Origin of the sequence: Nonomuraea sp. NPDC005650, from assembly GCF_040605375.1 — a bacterium.
Taxonomy (GTDB): domain Bacteria; phylum Actinomycetota; class Actinomycetes; order Streptosporangiales; family Streptosporangiaceae; genus Nonomuraea.
Genome location: NZ_JBEXCR010000018.1, coordinates 246,281 through 266,678 on the forward strand (window position 1 = coordinate 246,281; position 20,398 = coordinate 266,678).

Sequence of the window (20,398 nt, forward strand, 5' to 3'; positions counted from 1 at the left end):
GCTGTGTTCCTCCCCTCTACCAGACGTAGGCGAGGACTTCCCCGCCCACGCCACGCTTGCCGGCCTGCTTGTCGGTCATGAGGCCGTGGGACGTCGAGATGATCGCGACGCCCAGTCCGCCCAGGACCCGAGGCAGGTTGTCCTTCTTTGCATAAACCCGCAGACCGGGCTTCGACACCCGGCGCACGCCCGCGAGCGACCGCTCACGAGTCGGCCCGAACTTGAGCTCCACCACGAGGTTCTTGCCAACCTTGGCGTCCTCGACGGTCCAAGCCTGGATGTAACCCTCCTGCTGGAGGATCTCGGCGATGTGCGCCTTGATCTTGGAGTACGGCATCGACACGCTGTCGTGGTACGCCGAATTCGCGTTTCGCAGACGCGTCAGCATGTCTGCGATCGGGTCGGTCATCGTCATGGCCAGTGGCCTTCCTCGCCGCGGTTTCCAGTCGGCCAAGCAGCGCTCTGCCGGTGGACCTTCGGCGCGGTCATGGACGCTCTTTGAGAGCGCCCTGGTCTTCTTCTGAAAATATGATCACCCAGGGGCGGCACGAGGCCGCCCCTAAGGTTATCTACCAGCTCGACTTGGTGATGCCGGGCAGCTCGCCCCGGTGCGCCATCTCGCGGAAGCACACGCGGCAGAGCCCGAACTTGCGGTAGACGGCGCGCGGCCGGCCACAACGCGTGCAACGGGTGTACGCCCGGACCTCGAACTTCTGCTTGCGCCCCGCCTTGGCGATCAGCGACTTCTTCGCCATTGGATCAGGCCTCCTTGAACGGGAAGCCGAGGAGCTTCAGCAGCGCCCGGCCCTGGTCGTCGTTCTTCGCGGTGGTCACGATCGTGATGTCCATGCCCCGCGGCCGGTCGACCTTGTCCTGGTCGACCTCGTGGAACATGACCTGCTCGGTCAGACCGAAGGTGTAGTTGCCGTTGCCGTCGAACTGCTTGGGCGACAGGCCCCGGAAGTCCCGGATACGGGGCAGGGCCAGCGCCAGCAGCCGGTCGAGGAACTCCCACATACGGTCGCCGCGCAGCGTGACGTGCGCGCCGATCGGCATGCCCTCGCGCAGCTTGAACTGGGCGATGGACTTGCGCGCCCGGACGACGGCCGGCTTCTGGCCGGTGATCACGGTGAGGTCGCGGACGGCGCCCTCGATGAGCTTCGAGTCGCGAGCCGCCTCGCCGACACCCATGTTGACCTTGATCTTGGTCAGCGCCGGGATCTGCATGACGTTCTCGATGCCGAACTGCTCGCGAAGCTGGGCCGCGATCTCCTCGCGGTACTTCGTCTTGAGTCGCGGCGTCGGGCGCTCGGTCTCAGTGGTCGTGGCAGTCATCAGCTGTCCTCACCCGTCTCGTCGGCCTTCTTCTCGTCGGCCTTCTTCTCGGCGGGCTTGTCGTCCTTGAGCTTCTTCACGTTCGAGACGTGGATGGGGCCCTCCATGGTCTGCACGCCGCCCGTCTTGGCGCCGCGCGGACCCTGGTGGGTCTCCTTGGAGTGCTTCTTGATCATGTTGATGCCCTCGACCACCACGCGGTCCTCGCGCGGGAACGTGGCGATCACGTGACCCTTGGCACCCTTGTCCTTGCCGGCGATGACCTGGACCAGGTCACCCTTCTTCACATGCAGCGACTTCGGCATCACAGCACCTCCGGGGCGAGCGAGATGATCCGCATGAACTTCTTGTCACGCAGCTCGCGGCCGACCGGGCCGAAGATACGAGTGCCGCGAGGGTCACCGCTGTCCTTGATGATGACGGCGGCGTTCTCGTCGAAGCGGATGTAGGAGCCGTCGGGCCGGCGGCGCTCCTTGACCGTGCGGACGATGACGGCCTTGACCACGTCGCCCTTCTTGACGCCCGTGCTGCCCGGCAGCGCGTCCTTGACAGTGGCGACGATGATGTCGCCGATACCGGCGTAGCGTCGGCCCGAGCCACCGAGCACACGGATGCAAAGGATTTCCTTCGCCCCCGTGTTGTCGGCGACCTTGAGCCGCGACTCCTGCTGGATCACTTTGAACTCCTGTTAGTCGCGCCGGTTCTCATCTCTGAGCCTGGCGGAACCGTTGTTGTCTTGTTCCCACGGCCACAACGCCCGTAGGCGCCGCACCGCAGGCGACGCGAGACCACGTGTGGCCCCGCGTCCTTGGACGCCGTCATGGGGGCTCTCAGAGCCCCCACGAGGCGCGGTATATGTCGGGAAGGCTGTTGTTACTTGGCCTTCTCGAGGATCTCCACGACCCTCCACCGCTTGGTGGCGGAGAGGGGGCGGGTCTCCATGAGCAGCACGCGGTCGCCGACGCCGCAGGCGTTGGCCTCGTCGTGTGCCTTGTACTTGGTCGTACGGCGGATGACCTTGCCGTACAGACGGTGCTTGACGCGGTCCTCGACGGCGACGACGACGGTCTTGTCCATCTTGTCGCTCACGACAAGGCCCTCGCGGACCTTGCGGAAGTTCCGCTGCTCGTTCGTCTCAGTGGTCTCGGTCTCAGCCATCGCTCGTCTCCTTCTCGACCGTGACGATGCCGAGCTCCCGCTCGCGCATCACGGTGTAGATACGGGCGATCTCGCGGCGGACGGCGCGCAGCCGCCCGTGGCTCTCCAACTGACCGGTCGCCGCCTGGAAGCGGAGGTTGAACAGCTCCTCCTTCGCCTCCTTCAGCTTCTGGACGAGGGTGTCCTCGTCCTCGAGCCGCAGCTCGCCGGCGGTCAGGCCCTTAGCCATCACGCCTCACCCACTTCACGCTTAACGATCTTGCACTTCATCGGCAGCTTGTGGATCGCCCTGGTGAGCGCCTCACGTGCGACCGACTCCGCCACGCCGGACAGCTCGAACATCACGCGTCCGGGCTTGACGTTGGCGATCCACCACTCCGGCGAACCCTTACCGGAACCCATGCGGGTCTCAGCGGGCTTCTTCGTGAGCGGACGGTCGGGGTAGATGTTGATCCACACCTTGCCGCCACGGCGGATGTGACGGGTCATGGCGATACGAGCCGACTCGATCTGACGGTTGGTCACGTAGGAGTGCTCAACCGCCTGAATGCCGAACTCGCCGAACGTGACCCTGGTGCCGCCCTTGGCGGCTCCGCTGCGGTCAGGCCGGTGCTGCTTGCGGTGCTTGACCCTGCGCGGGATCAGCATGGTCAGCTCCCTTCAGCACCCGGCTGCGCAGCCGGGCCGGTCTCGGGGGCGGCCTGCGAGGCCGCCTCAGTGCGGGGGGCGCGGTCGCCACGGCCACCGCCACCGCGACGGGGGCGGTCGCCGCCACCACGACGCGGACGGTCGCCGCCACCACCACGACGGTCGTCACGCTCGCGACGCTGGCCGGCACGAGCGCCGGCGGCAGCCGCCTCACGCTCGGCGCGGCTGGTCGGAGCCTCGCCCTTGTAGATCCAGACCTTCACGCCGATGCGGCCGAAGGTCGTGCGGGCCTCGTAGAAGCCGTAGTCGATGTCCGCGCGGAGGGTGTGCAGCGGCACGCGGCCCTCGCGGTAGAACTCCGACCGCGACATCTCGGCGCCGCCCAGACGACCGGCGCACTGGACACGGATGCCCTTGGCGCCGGACTTCATGGCCGACTGCATCGCCTTGCGCATGGCGCGACGGAACGACACACGGCTGGACAGCTGCTCGGCCACGCCCTGCGCGACGAGCTGCGCGTCGATCTCCGGGTTCTTGACCTCGAGGATGTTGAGCTGGACCTGCTTCTTGGTCAGCTTCTCCAGGTCGCCACGGATACGGTCCGCCTCGGCGCCGCGGCGGCCGATCACGATGCCCGGACGCGCGGTGTGGATGTCCACCTGAACGCGGTCCGTCGTGCGCTCGATCTCGACCTTGGAGATGCCGGCCCGCTCCATGCCCTTCTGCAGCATGCGGCGGATCGCCACGTCCTCGGCGACGTACGACTTGTACAGCTTGTCGGCGTACCACCGGCTCTTGAAGTCGGTCGTGATGCCGAGGCGGAACCCGTGCGGGTTAACCTTCTGGCCCACTATCGGGTCCTTCCCTTCGGCTCGCGGGACTCCACGATCACAGTGATGTGGCTCGTCCGCTTGTTGATCCGATAGGCACGACCCTGTGCACGCGGGCGAAACCGCTTCAGCGTCGGGCCCTCGTCGACCCACGCCCGGCTGACGACGAGCGTCTGCGGGTCGAGGTCGAAGTTGTGCTCCGCGTTCGCCATAGCGCTGCTGAGCACCTTGTAGATCGGTTCGCTCGCCGACTGGGGAGCGAACTGCAGCACGGCCTGCGCCTCCGAAGCGGGCAGCCCGCGAATGAGGTCCACCACACGGCGGGCCTTCTGGGGCGTGACACGGACGAACCGCGCCTGAGCCCTGGCTTCCATCGCTTTCTCCTACTTCCGGGACGCTTACCGCCGGCTGCGGCGGTCTTCCTTGACGTGGCTGCGGAAGGTCCGCGTGGGGGCGAACTCTCCCAGCTTGTGGCCGATCATCGACTCGGTCACGAAGACCGGGACGTGCTTGCGGCCGTCGTGCACGGCGATCGTGTGCCCGAGCATGTCGGGAACGATCATGGAGCGCCGCGACCACGTCTTGATGACGTTCTTGGTGCCCTTCTCGTTCTGGACGTCGACCTTCTTCTGAAGGTGACCGTCCACGAAGGGACCCTTCTTAAGGCTACGTGGCATTTCGGCTGCTCCTACCGCTTCTTCCTCTTGCTCCGGCGACGGATGATCAACCGGTCGCTGGCCTTGTTGGCCTGACGGGTGCGGCCCTCGGGCTTGCCCTTCGGGTTCACCGGGTGGCGACCACCGGAGGTCTTGCCCTCACCACCACCGTGCGGGTGGTCGACGGGGTTCATCGCGACACCGCGGACGGTGGGGCGCTTGCCCTTCCACCGCATACGGCCGGCCTTGCCCCAGTTGATGTTGGCCTGCTCGGCGTTGCCGACCTGGCCGACCGTCGCCCGGCAGCGCACGTCGACCATGCGCATTTCACCGGACGGCATACGCAGGGTCGCGTACTGGCCTTCCTTGGCGAGCAGCTGGATCTGGGCGCCCGCGGAACGGCCGAGCTTGGCGCCGCCGCCCGGACGGAGCTCCACCGCGTGGATGAAGGTACCGGTCGGGATGTTGCGCAGCGGCAGGCAGTTGCCCGGCTTGATGTCGGCAGTGGGGCCGTTCTCGATACGGTCGCCCTGCTTGATGCCGGTCGGCGCGATGATGTAGCGCTTCTCGCCGTCGGCGTAGTGGAGCAGAGCGATGTTGGCGGTGCGGTTGGGGTCGTACTCGATGTGAGCGACCTTGGCCGGAATGCCGTCCTTGTCATGCCTACGGAAGTCAATGATCCGGTAGGCGCGCTTGTGACCGCCGCCCTGGTGGCGGGCGGTCACCCGGCCGTGTACGTTACGGCCGCCCTTGCTGTGAAGGGGCGCAAGCAGCGACTTCTCGGGCGTGCTGCGGGTGATCTCGGAGAAGTCCGAGACACTCGACCCGCGGCGACCCGGGGTCGTCGGCTTGTACTTACGGATGCCCATCTTTTTCGTTCATCCTTCGTCGGTTACATGGGTGAGCCCGCCGCGCGGAAGCGCGACGGTCTCAGCCCCGCGTGGGCCATGCGGCCCGCGCTCACTTCTATGGCGCTGCTAGCCGATCTGACCGAAGATGTCGATCCGATCGCCCTCGACCAGGCTCACGATCGCGCGCTTGGTGTCGGGACGCTTGCCGAAACCGGTACGGGTGCGCTTGCGCTTGCCCTGCCGGTTGATCGTGTTCACGCTGGTGACCTTGACCCCGAAGATCTGCTCAACCGCGATCTTGACCTGGGTCTTGTTGGCGGTGTTCTTCACCAGGAACGTGTACTTGTTGTTCTCATCGATCAGGCCGTAGCTCTTCTCAGAGACGACCGGCTTGATGATGATGTCGCGCGGGTCGGCGATCTTCTCCATCAGGCCTCTTCCTTCCCGCTGTCGCTCAGGCGGGCGACGACCTGGTCGTACGCCTCCTGCGTGAAGACCACGTCGTCCGCCACGAGCACGTCGTACGTGTTGAGCTGCCCCGCGTCCAGCAGGTGGACCTCGGGAGCGTTACGCAGGCTCAGCCACGTCAGCTCGTCGGCCTCGTCGACCACGACGAGAACGCGCGGAGCCTGGGTGATCTTGCGCAGCGCCTCCAGGGCGGCCTTGGTCTTGGGCGTCTCGCCCGCGACCAGCGTGCTGACCACGTGGACGCGGCCGCCGCCAGCCCGGTCGGAGAGGGCGCCACGCAGGGCGGCGGCCTTCATCTTCTTGGGCGTGCGCTGCGAGTAGTCGCGCGGCACGGGACCGTGGACGACGCCACCGCCGGCGAACTGCGGCGCGCGGGTCGAGCCCTGACGGGCGCGGCCGGTGCCCTTCTGGCGGTACGGCTTCTTGCCGCCGCCGGAGACCTCACCACGGGTCTTGGCCTTGTGGGTGCCCTGCCGGCGAGCGGCGAGCTGGGCCACGACCACCTGGTGGATCAGCGGCACGTTGACCTTGGCGCCGAAGATGTCTTCGGGCAGGTCGACCGTGCCGGCCTTGGCGCCGCTGGCGTCGAGGACGTCAATAGTGGTGCTCACTTGGCAGCCCCCTTCTTGGCAGCGGTACGGACGAGGACCAGGCTTCCGTTGGCGCCGGGGATCGCACCCTTGATCAGGATGAGACCCTTCTCGGCGTCCACGGAGTGAACCTTCAGGCTCTGCACAGTGGTGCGGACGTTACCCATCCGACCAGCCATGCGCAGACCCTTGAAAACGCGGCCCGGGGTGGCGCAGCCACCGATGGAACCCGGCGAGCGGTGCTTGCGCTGCGTACCGTGCGACGCGCCCAGACCACTGAAGCCGTGCCGCTTCATGACACCGGCGAAGCCCTTGCCCTTGCTCTTGCCCGTCACGTCGACGAACTGGCCGGCCTCGAAGGTGTCGGCCAGCAGCTCCTGGCCCAGGTTGTAGTCGCTCGCGTCGTCGGTGCGGATCTCCGCGAAGTAACGGCGCGGGGTGATGTCGTGCTTACGCAGGTAGTCGCCGAGCGGCTTGTTGACCTTCCTGGGGTCGACCTGCCCGAAGCCGAGCTGGATGGCGGAGTAGCCGTCCTTCTCTGCGGTGCGGACCCGGGTCACCACGCACGGACCGGCCTCGACCACGGTCACCGGCACCAGCCGGTTGTCCGCGTCGAAGACCTGGGTCATGCCGAGCTTCTTGCCCAGGACGCCCTTGATCGTCTTAGCCATGTCAGTGCGTTCCCTCAGAGCTTGATCGAAATGTCGACACCCGCGGGAAGGTCGAGACGCATGAGCGAGTCAACCGTCTTGGGGGTCGGGTCGATGATGTCAATCAGCCGCTTGTGCGTGCGCATCTCGAAGTGCTCGCGGCTGTCCTTGTACTTGTGCGGCGAGCGGATGACGCAGTACACGTTCTTCTCGGTCGGCAGCGGCACCGGGCCCGCGACCTTCGCGCCAGTCCGCGTCACCGTCTCGACGATCTTCTTGGCCGAGCTGTCGATGACCTCGTGGTCATAGGCCTTAAGCCGGATGCGGATCTTCTGTCCCGCCATAGTGGCCTCGGTGTCCTTCGCTGTCGTCTGAAAAAGTATCGTGCGGCCTGTTGCCGCTGTATTGGTGCAGGTCGAACCTGCCAGACCCCACGAGGCAGACGCAGTGGATCTGCCTTTTCTTCCGTGATCCGGCAGTGACTTCGGTCATATGTCCGCGGCCGAAGCGACTGCTGGATCACGGCCTCTTACATGAGGTCCCTGACGTGGTTCGGCGGTCGGTCCCAGAAGTCCGGGGCCGACCGCCGCCCCGACGGTCTAGCTACTTGATGATCTTCACGACCCGGCCGGCGCCGACGGTGCGGCCACCCTCACGGATCGCGAACTTGAGGCCTTCCTCCATGGCGATGGGCTGGATCAGCTCAACGCGCATTTCGGTGTTGTCGCCCGGCATGACCATCTCCGTGCCCTCGGGGAGGTTCACGACACCGGTCACGTCAGTCGTACGGAAGTAGAACTGCGGGCGGTAGTTGTTGAAGAACGGCGTGTGGCGGCCGCCCTCGTCCTTGGACAGGATGTAGACCTGGCCGTTGAACTCGGTGTGCGGGGTGGTCGTGCCCGGCTTGATGATGCACTGGCCGCGCTCGACGTCGTCGCGCTTGATGCCACGGAGCAGCAGGGCGGCGTTGTCACCCGCGTGACCCTCGTCGAGCATCTTGTTGAACATCTCGATGCTGGTGACGGTGGTGGTGGTCTTCTCGGTCTTGATGCCGATGATGTCGACCTGCTCGTTGATCTTGACGACACCACGCTCGATACGGCCGGTGACGACCGTACCGCGACCGGTGATCGAGAAGACGTCCTCGACCGGCATGAGGAACGGCTTGTCCGTCTCACGCGGCGGCTCGGGCACGTTCTCGTCGACGGCGTTCATCAGCTCGATGATGCTGTCGGCCCACTTCTGGTCGCCCTCGAGAGCCTTGAGAGCGGAGACGCGGACGACGGGCAGGTCGTCGCCGGGGAACTCCTGAGCGGACAGGAGCTCACGGACCTCAAGCTCGACGAGCTCGAGGATCTCCTCGTCGTCGACCATGTCGGCCTTGTTGAGGGCCACGACGATGTAGGGGACGCCGACCTGGCGGGCCAGGAGGACGTGCTCCTTCGTCTGCGGCATCGGGCCGTCGGTGGCGGCGACCACGAGGATCGCACCGTCCATCTGAGCGGCACCGGTGATCATGTTCTTCACGTAGTCGGCGTGACCAGGGCAGTCAACGTGAGCGTAGTGACGCTTCTCCGTCTGGTACTCGACGTGCGCGATGGAGATCGTAATGCCGCGAGCCTTCTCCTCGGGCGCCTTGTCGATCTTGTCGAACGGGGTCGCCTTGTTCAGCTCGGGGAAACGGTCGTGAAGCACCTTGGTGATCGCCGCGGTCAGCGTGGTCTTGCCGTGGTCGATGTGTCCAATGGTGCCGATGTTCATGTGCGGCTTAGTCCGCTCGAACTTGGCCTTGCCCACTGGTTCTCTCCTTGAGAATCTGACTGACTTTCGTCTACACACTCGGGCCCGGGAACACCCGAACCCCTTGGCGGTGGGGTGGCTCTCGCCACCCCACCAGGGACCAGGACTTCATTCGCCCCGGGTCCCTTGGCAGCGGGGCGACGATCTCCACCAACCCCGGCCACCTCAGGACCTGGAACTATTCGCCCCGGGCCTTCGCGACGATCTCCTTGGCGATGCCCGGGGGCACCTCCGAGTAGGAGTCGAACTGCATGCTGTAGCTCGCACGCCCCTGCGTCTTGCTACGCAGGTCACCCACGTAGCCGAACATCTCAGACAGCGGCACGAGCGCCGTGACGAGACGGGCGCCGGCCCGCTCGTCCATAGACTGGATCTGTCCGCGGCGACCGTTGAGGTCACCGATGACATCACCCATGTAGTCCTCGGGCGTGGTGACCTCGACGGCCATCATCGGCTCGAGAAGCACTGCGTCCGCCTTGCGCGCGGCCTCCTTGAAGGCCATCGAGCCGGCGATCTTGAACGCCATTTCCGAGGAGTCGACGTCGTGCGCGGCACCGTCGACGAGCGTCACCTTCACGCCCACCATCGGGTAGCCGGCCAGCACGCCGAACTCGGCGGCCTCCTGGGCGCCCGCGTCGACCGACGGGATGTACTCCCTCGGGACACGACCACCCGTGACCTTGTTCTCGAACTCGTAGCCGTCGTTGCCCTCACCCAGCGGCTCGAGGTTGATGATCACCCGAGCGAACTGACCGGAACCACCGGTCTGCTTCTTGTGGGTGTAGTCGAGCTTCTCCACCTTGCGGCGGATGGTCTCGCGGTAGGCCACCTGCGGGCGGCCGACGTTGGCCTCGACCTTGAACTCGCGACGCATACGGTCGACGAGGATCTCCAGGTGAAGCTCGCCCATGCCCCAGATGACCGTCTGACCGGTCTCCTCGTCGCGGCGAACCTGGAAGGACGGGTCCTCCTCGGCCAGCCGCTGGATGGCGGTCGACAGCTTCTCCTGGTCGCCCTTGGTCTTGGGCTCGATGGCGACGTTGATGACCGGAGCCGGGAACGTCATCGACTCGAGCACGACCTGGTGGGTCGGGTCGGACAGGGTGTCGCCGGTCGTGGTGTCCTTCAGACCCATGACCGCGACGATCTGGCCGGCGATCGCCGTCGGGCGCTCCTCGCGCTTGTTGGCGTGCATCTGGTAGATCTTGCCGATCCGCTCCTTCTTACCCTTCACAGAGTTGACGACCTGTGAACCGGTCTCGAGCGTGCCCGAGTAGATGCGGATGTAGGTGAGCTTGCCCAGGTGCGGGTCGCTCGCGATCTTGAAGGCCAGAGCGGAGAACGGCTCGGTCGGGTCGGCGTGACGCTCGATGACCTTGTCCTCGTGGCCGACCGCGTGGCCCTTGAAGGCCGGGATGTCGGTCGGCGCGGGGAGGAAGGCGACGATCGCGTCGAGCAGGGGCTGCACGCCCTTGTTCTTGAACGCGGTGCCGCAGAGCACCGGGTTGATGGCGCTGGCCAGCGTCGCGCGGCGGATGGCCGCGACCAGCTGCTCCTCGGTGGGCTCGACGCCCTCGAGGAAGAGCTCCATCAGCTCGTCGTCGTTCTCGGCGACCGTCTCGATGAGGCGGTCACGCCACTCGCGAGCGGCCTCGGCGTGGTCGGCCGGGATGTCGACGGTGTCGTACATCTCGCCCTTGGCCGCCTCGGCGCTCCAGAGGTAACCCTTCATCTTGATGAGGTCGATGACGCCCTTGAAGTCGGCCTCAACGCCCCAAGGAAGCTGGATGACAGCCGGGGTCGCGCCCAGACGGCTGATCATCATGTCGACGCAGCGGTGGAACTCCGCGCCGACACGGTCCATCTTGTTGACGAAGCAGATCCGGGGGACGTCGTAGCGGTCAGCCTGGCGCCACACCGTCTCCGACTGCGGCTCGACACCCGCGACGCCGTCGAACACGGCGACGGCACCGTCGAGGACGCGGAGCGAGCGCTCCACCTCGATGGTGAAGTCGACGTGACCCGGGGTGTCGATGATGTTGATGGTGTGACCGATCCACTCACAGGTGGTCGCGGCAGACGTGATCGTGATGCCGCGCTCCTGCTCCTGCTCCATCCAGTCCATCGTGGCAGCGCCCTCGTGGACCTCACCGATCTTGTAGTTGATACCGGTGTAGAACAGGATGCGCTCGGTCGTGGTGGTCTTGCCCGCGTCGATATGGGCCATGATCCCGATGTTTCGGACCTTGGCCAGGTCAAGAGCGGTCGTGGTGGCCACTTCTCTCGCGTCCTCGTCGTCTCGTCGAACCCGCCGGGGTTACCAGCGGTAGTGGGCGAAGGCCTTGTTGGACTCGGCCATCTTGTGGGTGTCCTCGCGCTTCTTGACACTCGCCCCAAGGCCGTTGCTGGCGTCGAGGAGCTCGTTCATGAGGCGCTCGGTCATGGTCTTCTCGCGGCGGGCGCGGGAGTACTGCACCAGCCAGCGCAGGGCCAGGGTGGTGCTGCGCGCGGCGCGCACCTCGACCGGCACCTGGTACGTGGCGCCACCGACGCGGCGGCTGCGGACCTCGAGGGTCGGCTTGACGTTGTCGAGCGCGCGCTTCAGGGTGACGACCGGGTCGTTGCCGGTCTTCTCCCTGCAGCCCTCGAGGGCGCCGTACACGATCGACTGCGCGATGGAGCGCTTGCCGTCGAGAAGCACCTTGTTGATCAGGGCGGTCACCAGGGGCGAGCTGTAAACCGGGTCAGCCATGAGCTGACGACGGCCAGGAGAACCCTTGCGAGGCATTGTTAGCTCTTCTCCTTCTTCGCGCCGTAGCGGCTGCGGGCCTGCTTGCGGTTGCGGACACCCTGGGTGTCGAGCGAACCGCGGATGATCTTGTAGCGAACACCGGGCAGGTCCTTCACACGACCGCCACGCACGAGCACGATGGAGTGCTCCTGCAGGTTGTGGCCCACACCCGGGATGTAGGCCGTGACCTCGATGCCGTTCGTGAGTCGAACGCGGGCCACCTTGCGCAGTGCCGAGTTGGGCTTCTTCGGGGTCGTGGTGTACACGCGCTGGCACACGCCGCGCCGCTGCGGACTCCCCTTGAGGGCAGGAGTCTTGGTCTTGGAGACCTTGTCCTGCCGGCCCTTGCGGACCAACTGCTGAATAGTGGGCACTGCCACTCCGTTTCGTGCCTTGGCCGGTGTTACGTCAGTTGTGATGCATTTCGCAGGTACTGCCGGTGTCATGACCTGCTGATTTTTCCCCGTCTCGGTGCCCCCGCGCTCGGGCGTGTCGCGCTGTTCACGCAGACGTCCCGCGAGGTTTACGAGCCTGGAAGCCGTCCCGCGCCCGCAATTGAGCGCACGGTCGAGAGCCCGCTAGAGACGGGCACGAAGCTCAAGACTACCCAGGCCTCTGCGACACGTCAAAGCGGCACGGCAAAGCGGACAAGCCTTGCCACTCCAGGACGCCGAGACCGTTTTCATCAGTACCCGGCTACTGCTCCGGACCCATGATATCGGGACGGAGGGGCGAACTGTGACGGGTTCGCAAGTACTGCCAGGACACCCGTTTGCACGACGGTGACCCCTACCCCCAGCCCGGGCGCGGGGTCGGGACGGAAAGTCCCGCTATACGAGGAACATCCGACCAGGCCGGGCACCCTCACCAGTAGACGGAGACGCCCGCTGAGGTAGAGACGCGTCTCGGGGGCAACGGCGCCCGCGTACCAGCAGGCGGAGAGCACACCGTAGAGGAAGAAGTCCTCCCAGGCTGAGCCACCCGCTACCGACGGGCCCGGGGCGGCGACGTCCGCGCGGGCATGGCGGACGAGGCCGGTGGCAGCGAGGTCGCTCACACCACGCGGATGAGGACCGTGACAGCGGGGCCGCTCACGCCAGGCGGACGAGAGCGGGCGGCAGGGGGCCGTTCACGGTGGGCAGACGAGAGCGGGTGGCAGGAGACCCTTCACGGTGGGCGGACAAGGGAGGGCGGCAGGAGACCGCTCACGGTGGGCAGACGAGGGGGCGGCAGTCAGGTCGTTCACACCCAACGGCACCCTGGGCACCACGGCGACACCGGCTATCGCCGCCCCCTTCCACCAGTCGCGCGACGCGAGCGACGGCCCGGATCACCGTGTCCTCCGCGTCATGCCCTTGACCGTGATCTCCATCCCCGCCTCAACGTGGGTGGGGACGGGGATCACGTTCACGCGCTCGCTCGCGTACAGCGTCCCCACGGTGACCACGGCCTGCTCAAAGGCCGTCTGATCGATCCGGTGCACCACGCGCGCCAACCACGCTGACCAGATCACGCCCCACACCCTCACCAGGCGCCGCCCCATCCGACGTGCCACCCCAACCTGAGGCGCCACGCCTCGCCAACGCCCCCAACTGCGCCGACGCGACCGGCTGCACCACGCCAGAGACCCCGAACTGCTCGCACAGGCCGTCGGCCGGCATCGCAGCGCCACCCGCCACCGTCTCCTCCGCAGGCTGGCCAACCACCAGAACGACACCTCACCACTCGTCGGAAGCTGCCGGCCGCCGAGCGGCGCCGACCAGGCAGGCCAGGTGAAGGCCGTGGCCACAGACGTGGGCCACCGAGACCGTCCCACCGTCGACCGTCGTCGCGACGGTGCTTACGCACAACAGGCCAGCCGCCTCCTTGGCCGGCGCGCGTGTCCATCTCAGCCCTGAGAGCCCTGAGCATGACCGCACGCCCGCCACCACGGCGCAGCCTCCCCGCGCCCCCTGTCCGCAGACCCGGTCGCGACCTCATACACAGCGGCGGCCAGTCACTCCACCAAACGATCCGTCGTCCCGGCCTCCCACCCGGAGAGCCTGGGGTGGGGACGCAGCTCGGCCCGAAAGATCGCCAGACCACACAGATCGGCGATCACGGAAAGCGGCCCCAGCTGCGTGATGGACAGCGCAGGCGGCGTTAGGGACAGCCCAGACGGCGAGGGAGGCGGTTCAGCGCTCATGGGAAAGAGTGCGAGGTCGGAGTTCAGGTCGGCGTGGGTTAGGGGCACGTCACAGTGGCCAAGCCAGCACGGCGCCCCCAGCGGCGGGTCAGGCCGCGCACCCTCCAGTTGCCCGGCGATCACCAGGCCGCCGCGCGTCTATCAGACAAGGGGCTTGATGCCATGAGCGCTCCCCAGCCTCGAGCAGCCCCTCAGCAGCGGCTGCCCCTACCAACAGCACCACGAACCGCGACCCCGCTAGAAGCAACATCACCAGCAGCAACGGTGCCGTCGACTGCGGTGGTGAACCACCAGCAGCACCGCCCGCACCATGAGCGGTGCGTTCCCGCGAGTGGCGCTCTCCACAGGCGAAGCGTGCTTGGCGGCAGTCTCACCTGAGGTGGCGGTCCCGGTACCGTCGCGACAACCCTCTACGATGGCGATCGGCTGCCCAAGTTCGTGCCGGAACGCGGCCGAGTCGGTGGCGCGTTTCGCACGGCGGATCCGTCCGGCAGGGCCTGAGGAGAGTCGTCTGACCGGGTTTCCAGGAGCCACTTCCGTCAGTTCGGCCGCCGACTCGCCCCTGACCAGCGTCAGCCCCCTGAGGAACGTGGGATCGGCCTCGGCGGCGCACAGCCGTTCCTCCTTCTCCAGAGACTCCCGCACGACGACCCCGGGCAGGCCAGCTCGTAACCCGGGCGCACTCGTTCACACGCCGTACCCAATTCCTCCGCCTCACCCCTTAGCTCGCACGGCAGCACCACTCTGACCTTGGGCCCCACTCCCGCCCAGAGAGAACGCGCCTGATGTGCAGCGCCCGTCGCAACCCCCACGAGCACGCGCCGAGCTCGCCGATGACGTGATCGAGCACCGCGGCCAGCCTCCGCCCAGGCGGTCTCTGCGAGCAGCCGGTTCACCTGCGCATAGGACTCGGCCCACTCGCAGGGACTCCAGTTCCAGGGCCACGACCCCGCGCGTGCGAGCAGCGGCCGGATGGCCGTCGTTTGCCCGCTCGATAACCGTCACCACATGGGCCCCATTCGCCTTATCGGCACCCAAAAGAACAAACACGGACACCGCCGTGGCGGCGCTCGCGCTCCACGGACAAGCGCTCGAGTAGGAGCAGCAGATGTAGCAGAAGCAGTTACCGAGGCATCCAGTTCAGTCGCTCCTCAACCAGCAGCAGGGGCCTCGACCGCAACTTCGTCATCGGCGAGTTCGACCACGACCACGGGCAGATCGTTGAGGAGGTAAACGCCTCATCGGCACTCCAGACAAACGCATCACACCGAGATCATCGCCTGATACAGGAACACCCATGCAACGTTTCCAATGCCAGGCGTACATACGAATCACGGCCAGAAATCCAAACCAGCCGACCATACTTGAAAATCAGCCAGTCAGCCAGAGAGGGAACACTTTTAATATCGTCGATATCTACAGCTCTGACACGCCCAGAACTCACTCGATCACGATCCCGGCCAAATGCGTACCAGCCCCTACAGGGAAGGAGCCAACCAGCCCTAGCGCCGCCTCGACCCGCAGCACGGGCACCAGGAACAGCGACGATCGCACGAGCCGGGCGCTGTACGCCACCAGGAGACCGCTCCTGCACTCCGGCTACAAGCGGGCGACGGACAGACGTCGACAAAGGTATGATTTATCTCAATTGCGACACGAAAGACGATCCCACAAGAACGCTCGTCAACCACAAAATTACCGAAGGCCGTTAAAAATCTTCACGTCCCGCAGCTCCCGAAATTCTCGCGGAAATCATATACACCCGCGTTCAATTATCCACTTTTCCAAGCGCTCCACACCTGTGATAAGAAGACACTTGGAGGAGCTTGATGCATTCCTCAGATCGAATTCCAGCGCTATTGCTTCACCTCGAAACATGTTGTCGGACATGGTGCCGCAGATCGCCGAACCCCAGCGGACGGGGCAAACCTCCATCGGCGGAAGGCGACCGTGCCGTGGACGGAGCGCGCGTAAGACAGCGGAGCCTGACGCAACGCGTGTGGCTGGTCCACCACACCACGCCCCAGCGGGCGAAATGGATCCCTTACCGGCGGAATGCCAGTGCGGCGAGCCAGGGGACAGCAGAAGACGACACGCGGAAGGCGACACGTGCGACGCCAGTACGGCGGGGACTGGGGCGGCGGTGGCGGTTCGTGCGCTGGGTGCGGTGCTAGTGCACGCAGCCGCGGAGCGTGTGGTCGCGGAGCCGCCGGTGGGTGAGGGTGGAGCCGTCGGGCTGGTCAGAGGGCGCCGTAGCGGTGGCGGGCCAGTGGAGGGGCAGCGGGCGGCTTCTGGAGGGTTGGCAGGCCGTACGGCGGGTGGTGCTCGCCGTGCTTCGCCGTAACAGATCCGCCGTGACGAAAGGGCCCGGAACGCAGCGCGCCCGGGCTCCCAAGAGCGGGAGCCCGGGCGCGTCACCCAGCGACTAGAAGAACATCACCGGTTGTACTGACCGAAGTCGTACTCCTCCAGCGGGACAGCCTCGCCGCTGCCGGTCCCGAAGGTGTAGTCGGCGGCGGAGCCGTCGTAGCCGCCCACGGTGTACATGGCGGCCTTGGCCTCCTCGGTGGGCTCCACCCGGATGTTCCGGTACTGGGGCATGCCCGTGCCGGCCGGGATGAGCTTACCGATGATGACGTTCTCCTTCAGGCCCAGCAGCGAGTCGGACTTGGCGTGAATCGCCGCGTCCGTCAGCACCCTGGTCGTCTCCTGGAAGGAGGCCGCCGACAGCCACGACTCGGTGGCCAGCGACGCCTTGGTGATGCCCATGAGGACCGGACGGCCGGCGGCCGGCGAGCCGCCCTCCGCCACCGTCTCGCGGTTCATCAGCTCGAAGCGCGGGCGCTCCACGAGCTCGCCGGGCAGCAGGTCGGTGTCACCGGACTCGAGCACGTTCACGCGCTTGAGCATCTGCCGCACGATGATCTCGATGTGCTTGTCGTGGATCGACACACCCTGCGACCGGTAGACCTGCTGGACCTCCGCCACCAGGTGCAGCTGCACGGCCCGCGGGCCGAGGATGCGCAGCACCTCGTTGGGGTTGACCGCGCCGGCGACGAGCTGCTGCCCGACCGTGATCCGCTGACCGTCCTGCACGAGCAGGCGCGAGCGCATCGACACCGGGTAGGCGATCTCTTCCGAGCCGTCGTCCGGAGTGATGACGATCTTCCTGGTCTTGTCGGTCTCGTCGATGCGAGCCCGGCCCTCGGCCTCGGAGATCGGGGCGACACCCTTGGGGATGCGCGCCTCGAACAGCTCCGTGACACGGGGCAGACCGTGGGTGATGTCGGCGCCGGCCACACCACCGGTGTGGAACGTACGCATGGTCAGCTGCGTGCCCGGCTCACCGATCGACTGGGCGGCGATGATGCCGACCGCCTCGCCGACGTCCACGAGCTTGCCGGTGGCCAGCGAGCGGCCGTAGCAGGTCGCGCAGACACCGATCTTGGCCTCGCAGACGAGCGCGCTGCGGGTGCGGACGGTCTCGATGCCGGCCTGGACCAGCGCGGTGACGTGGATGTCGTTGATGTCGACACCCGCCGCCGCGATGACCTTGCCGTCGACCTCGACGTCCTCGGCCAGGATGCGGCCGTGCACGTTGGACTCGGCGTTCTCGGCCTTGACGAGGTTGCCCGACGCGTCGCGCTCGCCGACGTGCAGCGGGACGGCGCGGTCGGTGCCGCAGTCGATCTCGCGCACGATGACGTCCTGCGCCACGTCCACCAGACGACGGGTCAGGTAACCCGAGTCGGCGGTACGCAGGGCGGTGTCGGCCAGACCCTTCCGCTGACCGTGGGTGGAGATGAAGTACTCCAGCACCGACAGGCCCTCGCGGAACGAGGCCTTGATCGGCCGCGGGATCGTCTCACCCTTGGTGTTGGACACCAGGCCGCGGATGCCGGCGATCTGCCGGACCTGCATCTTGTTACCACGGGCGCCGGAGTTGACCATCATCCAGACCGGGTTGGTCGCCGGGAAGGCGTTGACCATGTCGGTCTCGACGTCGGCCGTCGCGTGCGTCCAGATCTCGATGAGCTCCTGACGGCGCTCCTCGTCGGTGATCAGACCGCGCTCGTACTCCCGCTGGACCTTGTCGGCCCGGCGCTCGTAGTTTTCCATGATGTCGGTCTTGTTCGGCGGCGCGACGACGTCCTCGATCGAGATCGTGACCCCGGAGCGCGTCGCCCAGCGGAAGCCGGCGTCCTTGAGCGCGTCGAGCGAAGCGGCGACCTCGATCTTGGGGTAGGTCTCCGCCAGCTCGTTCACGATCGTGGACAGCTGCTTCTTGCCGACCTGGAAGTCGACGAACGGGTAGCTCTCGGGCAGCGTCTGGTTGAACAGGCACCGGCCGAACGTGGTCTCCAGCCGGATCGGGTCACCCTGCTCCCAGCCCTCGGGCGCAACCCACTCGCGCGGCGGCAGGACGTCCTTCAGCCGGATCTGGATCTTCGCCTGAATCTCCAGCTCGCGACGGTCGAAGGCCATCTGCGCCTCGGCGATCGAGCCGAACACGCGGCCCTCGCCCGCTGCGCCGTCCTTGTGGGTGGTCAGCCAGTAGAGGCCGATGACCATGTCCTGGGTGGGCATCGTCACGGGCTTGCCGTCGGCCGGCTTGAGGATGTTGTTGGTCGAGAGCATCAGGATGCGTGCCTCGGCCTGGGCCTCAGCCGACAGCGGCAGGTGCACGGCCATCTGGTCGCCGTCGAAGTCCGCGTTGAACGCGGTGCAGACGAGCGGGTGGATCTGGATGGCCTTGCCCTCGACCAGCTGCGGCTCGAACGCCTGGATGCCCAGGCGGTGGAGCGTCGGAGCGCGGTTGAGCAGCACGGGGTGCTCGGTGATGACCTCTTCGAGCACGTCCCACACCACGGGGCGGGCGCGCTCGACCATCCGCTTGGCCGACTTGATGTTCTGGGCGTGGTTGAGGTCAACCAGCCGCTTCATCACGAACGGCTTGAACAGCTCCAGCGCCATCTGCTTGGGCAGACCGCACTGGTGCAGCTTGAGCTGCGGGCCGACGACGATGACCGAACGGCCGGAGTAGTCGACTCGCTTGCCCAGCAGGTTCTGGCGGAAACGACCCTGCTTACCCTTGAGCATGTCGCTCAGGGACTTCAGCGGCCTGTTGCCGGGGCCGGTGACCGGGCGACCGCGACGGCCGTTGTCGAACAGCGCGTCGACGGCCTCCTGCAGCATCCGCTTCTCGTTGTTCACGATGATCTCGGGTGCGCCGAGGTCGAGAAGCCGCTTGAGGCGGTTGTTGCGGTTGATGACCCGGCGGTAGAGGTCGTTCAGGTCGGAGGTGGCGAACCGGCCACCGTCGAGCTGCACCATCGGGCGCAGGTCCGGCGGGATGACCGGGATGCAGTCGAGCACCATGCCGCGCGGCGAGTTGGTCGTGTTCAGGAACGCCGACACGACCTTGAGCCGCTTGAGCGCGCGGGCCTTCTTCTGGCCCTTGCCGCTGCGGATGGTCTCGCGCAGGTTTTCGGCCTCGGCATCGAGGTCGAAGCTGATCAGGCGGTCCTGGATCGCCTGCGCGCCCATGCCGCCCTTGAAGTAGCGGCCGAAGCGGTCGCGCATCTCGCGGTAGAGCAGCTCGTCGCCCTCGAGGTCCTGGACCTTGAGGTTCTTGAAGCGGCTCCAGACCTCCTCGAGCCGGTCCAGCTCGCGCTGGGCCCGGTCGCGGAGCTGGCGCATCTCGCGCTCGGCGCCCTCGCGGACCTTACGGCGCTGGTCGCCCTTGGCGCCGGCGGCCTCGAGCTCGGCCAGGTCGGCCTCGAGCTTCTTCTGCCGGGCCTCGACGTCGGCGTCGCGGCGCTGCTCGACGTGCTGCCGCTCGACGGAGATCTTCGCCTCCAGCGAGGGCAGGTCACGCTCACGCATCTCGGTGTCGACATGCGTGATCATGTACGCCGCGAAGTAGATGACCTTCTCCAGGTCCTTCGGGGCCAGGTCGAGCAGGTAGCCGAGGCGCGACGGGACGCCCTTGAAGTACCAGATGTGCGTGACCGGCGCGGCCAGCTCGATGTGGCCCATCCGCTCACGACGCACCTTGGCGCGAGTCACCTCGACGCCACAGCGCTCACAGATGATGCCCTTGAACCGGACCCGCTTGTACTTGCCGCAGTAGCACTCCCAGTCGCGGGTCGGACCGAAGATCTTCTCGCAGAAGAGCCCGTCCTTTTCCGGCTTGAGGGTGCGGTAGTTGATGGTCTCGGGCTTCTTGACCTCGCCGTGCGACCACTGACGGATGTCGTCGGCCGTCGCGAGGCCGATCCTGAGCTCGTCGAAGAAGTTGACGTCCAGCATTTGTGCGATCTCCCCCTCAGACTTCTTCCACGCTGCTCGGCTCACGCCGGGACAGATCGATGCCGAGCTCTTCCGCCGCGCGGAAGACGTCCTCGTCGGTGTCGCGCATCTCGATGGACATGCC

22 protein-coding genes are annotated in these 20,398 nt (G+C 66.5%); all 22 read right to left on the reverse strand.

Annotation, left to right across the window (positions count from 1 at the left end; genetic code table 11):
* Positions 1-16: 16 nt before the first annotated feature.
* The 22 genes from rpsH to ABZS69_RS30650 all read right to left on the reverse strand — a co-directional run bounded on the left by rpsH (position 17) and on the right by ABZS69_RS30650 (position 20,274).
* Complete coding sequence (gene rpsH, locus ABZS69_RS30545; RefSeq protein WP_219467986.1) at positions 17-415, reverse strand: 30S ribosomal protein S8; 399 nt, start codon at positions 413-415, stop codon at positions 17-19.
* Between the two features lie 154 nt (positions 416-569).
* Positions 570-755: a type Z 30S ribosomal protein S14 gene (locus ABZS69_RS30550; protein WP_090769707.1), complete on the reverse strand. Its 186-nt coding sequence runs from the start codon at positions 753-755 to the stop codon at positions 570-572.
* Positions 756-759: 4 nt separating this feature from the next.
* On the reverse strand, positions 760-1,335 hold the full coding sequence (rplE, locus tag ABZS69_RS30555) for a 50S ribosomal protein L5 (RefSeq protein WP_106253395.1): 576 nt from the start codon (positions 1,333-1,335) through the stop codon (positions 760-762).
* The gene (gene rplX / locus ABZS69_RS30560) at positions 1,335-1,628 is read right to left on the reverse strand and encodes a 50S ribosomal protein L24 (RefSeq protein ID WP_355378631.1); all 294 of its coding nucleotides are present in this window, start codon (positions 1,626-1,628) and stop codon (positions 1,335-1,337) included. Before rplX ends, rplE begins: the two co-directional genes overlap by 1 nt.
* 11 nt (positions 1,629-1,639) lie before the next feature.
* Positions 1,640-2,011, reverse strand: coding sequence for a 50S ribosomal protein L14 (rplN, locus tag ABZS69_RS30565; protein WP_106253399.1), 372 nt, complete (start codon positions 2,009-2,011; stop codon positions 1,640-1,642).
* Positions 2,012-2,208: 197 nt separating this feature from the next.
* Positions 2,209-2,493, reverse strand: a complete 285-nt coding sequence (gene rpsQ / locus ABZS69_RS30570; RefSeq protein WP_185070626.1) for a 30S ribosomal protein S17 — start codon at positions 2,491-2,493, stop codon at positions 2,209-2,211.
* Positions 2,486-2,722, reverse strand: a complete 237-nt coding sequence (rpmC, locus tag ABZS69_RS30575; protein WP_106253417.1) for a 50S ribosomal protein L29 — start codon at positions 2,720-2,722, stop codon at positions 2,486-2,488. The genes rpsQ and rpmC overlap by 8 nt, the downstream gene beginning before the upstream one ends.
* Positions 2,722-3,141, reverse strand: a complete 420-nt coding sequence (gene rplP / locus ABZS69_RS30580) for a 50S ribosomal protein L16 (protein ID WP_355378611.1) — start codon at positions 3,139-3,141, stop codon at positions 2,722-2,724. The genes rpmC and rplP overlap by 1 nt, the downstream gene beginning before the upstream one ends.
* Before the next feature lie 2 nt (positions 3,142-3,143).
* Positions 3,144-3,992 (reverse strand): 30S ribosomal protein S3, encoded by an 849-nt coding sequence (rpsC, locus tag ABZS69_RS30585; RefSeq protein WP_355378612.1) that lies wholly within the window; start codon positions 3,990-3,992, stop codon positions 3,144-3,146.
* Positions 3,992-4,345: a 50S ribosomal protein L22 gene (gene rplV / locus ABZS69_RS30590; RefSeq protein WP_020542306.1), complete on the reverse strand. Its 354-nt coding sequence runs from the start codon at positions 4,343-4,345 to the stop codon at positions 3,992-3,994. Before rplV ends, rpsC begins: the two co-directional genes overlap by 1 nt.
* A gap of 24 nt (positions 4,346-4,369) precedes the next feature.
* Positions 4,370-4,648 carry a 30S ribosomal protein S19 gene (gene rpsS, locus ABZS69_RS30595; RefSeq protein ID WP_192789896.1) on the reverse strand — a complete coding sequence of 93 codons (279 nt, stop codon included), beginning with the start codon at positions 4,646-4,648 and terminating at the stop codon, positions 4,370-4,372.
* A gap of 11 nt (positions 4,649-4,659) precedes the next feature.
* Positions 4,660-5,496, reverse strand: a complete 837-nt coding sequence (rplB, locus tag ABZS69_RS30600; protein ID WP_355378614.1) for a 50S ribosomal protein L2 — start codon at positions 5,494-5,496, stop codon at positions 4,660-4,662.
* Between the two features lie 108 nt (positions 5,497-5,604).
* Positions 5,605-5,907 (reverse strand): 50S ribosomal protein L23, encoded by a 303-nt coding sequence (rplW, locus tag ABZS69_RS30605; RefSeq protein WP_350730984.1) that lies wholly within the window; start codon positions 5,905-5,907, stop codon positions 5,605-5,607.
* The gene (gene rplD / locus ABZS69_RS30610) at positions 5,907-6,557 is read right to left on the reverse strand and encodes a 50S ribosomal protein L4 (RefSeq protein WP_355378615.1); all 651 of its coding nucleotides are present in this window, start codon (positions 6,555-6,557) and stop codon (positions 5,907-5,909) included. The genes rplW and rplD overlap by 1 nt, the downstream gene beginning before the upstream one ends.
* Positions 6,554-7,207 carry a 50S ribosomal protein L3 gene (gene rplC / locus ABZS69_RS30615; protein WP_355378617.1) on the reverse strand — a complete coding sequence of 218 codons (654 nt, stop codon included), beginning with the start codon at positions 7,205-7,207 and terminating at the stop codon, positions 6,554-6,556. Before rplC ends, rplD begins: the two co-directional genes overlap by 4 nt.
* A gap of 14 nt (positions 7,208-7,221) precedes the next feature.
* Complete coding sequence (gene rpsJ, locus ABZS69_RS30620; protein ID WP_012887830.1) at positions 7,222-7,530, reverse strand: 30S ribosomal protein S10; 309 nt, start codon at positions 7,528-7,530, stop codon at positions 7,222-7,224.
* Positions 7,531-7,789: 259 nt separating this feature from the next.
* Positions 7,790-8,983, reverse strand: coding sequence for an elongation factor Tu (gene tuf / locus ABZS69_RS30625; protein ID WP_355378619.1), 1,194 nt, complete (start codon positions 8,981-8,983; stop codon positions 7,790-7,792).
* Positions 8,984-9,164: 181 nt separating this feature from the next.
* Positions 9,165-11,264, reverse strand: coding sequence for an elongation factor G (gene fusA / locus ABZS69_RS30630; RefSeq protein ID WP_355378620.1), 2,100 nt, complete (start codon positions 11,262-11,264; stop codon positions 9,165-9,167).
* Positions 11,265-11,303: 39 nt separating this feature from the next.
* Positions 11,304-11,774 (reverse strand): 30S ribosomal protein S7, encoded by a 471-nt coding sequence (gene rpsG / locus ABZS69_RS30635; protein ID WP_020542314.1) that lies wholly within the window; start codon positions 11,772-11,774, stop codon positions 11,304-11,306.
* A gap of 2 nt (positions 11,775-11,776) precedes the next feature.
* On the reverse strand, positions 11,777-12,151 hold the full coding sequence (rpsL, locus tag ABZS69_RS30640; RefSeq protein WP_020542315.1) for a 30S ribosomal protein S12: 375 nt from the start codon (positions 12,149-12,151) through the stop codon (positions 11,777-11,779).
* A gap of 956 nt (positions 12,152-13,107) precedes the next feature.
* Positions 13,108-13,290 carry a hypothetical protein gene (locus ABZS69_RS30645; protein WP_355378623.1) on the reverse strand — a complete coding sequence of 61 codons (183 nt, stop codon included), beginning with the start codon at positions 13,288-13,290 and terminating at the stop codon, positions 13,108-13,110.
* 3,108 nt (positions 13,291-16,398) lie between these two features.
* Positions 16,399-20,274 (reverse strand): DNA-directed RNA polymerase subunit beta', encoded by a 3,876-nt coding sequence (locus tag ABZS69_RS30650; RefSeq protein WP_355378624.1) that lies wholly within the window; start codon positions 20,272-20,274, stop codon positions 16,399-16,401.
* Positions 20,275-20,398: the final 124 nt, after the last annotated feature.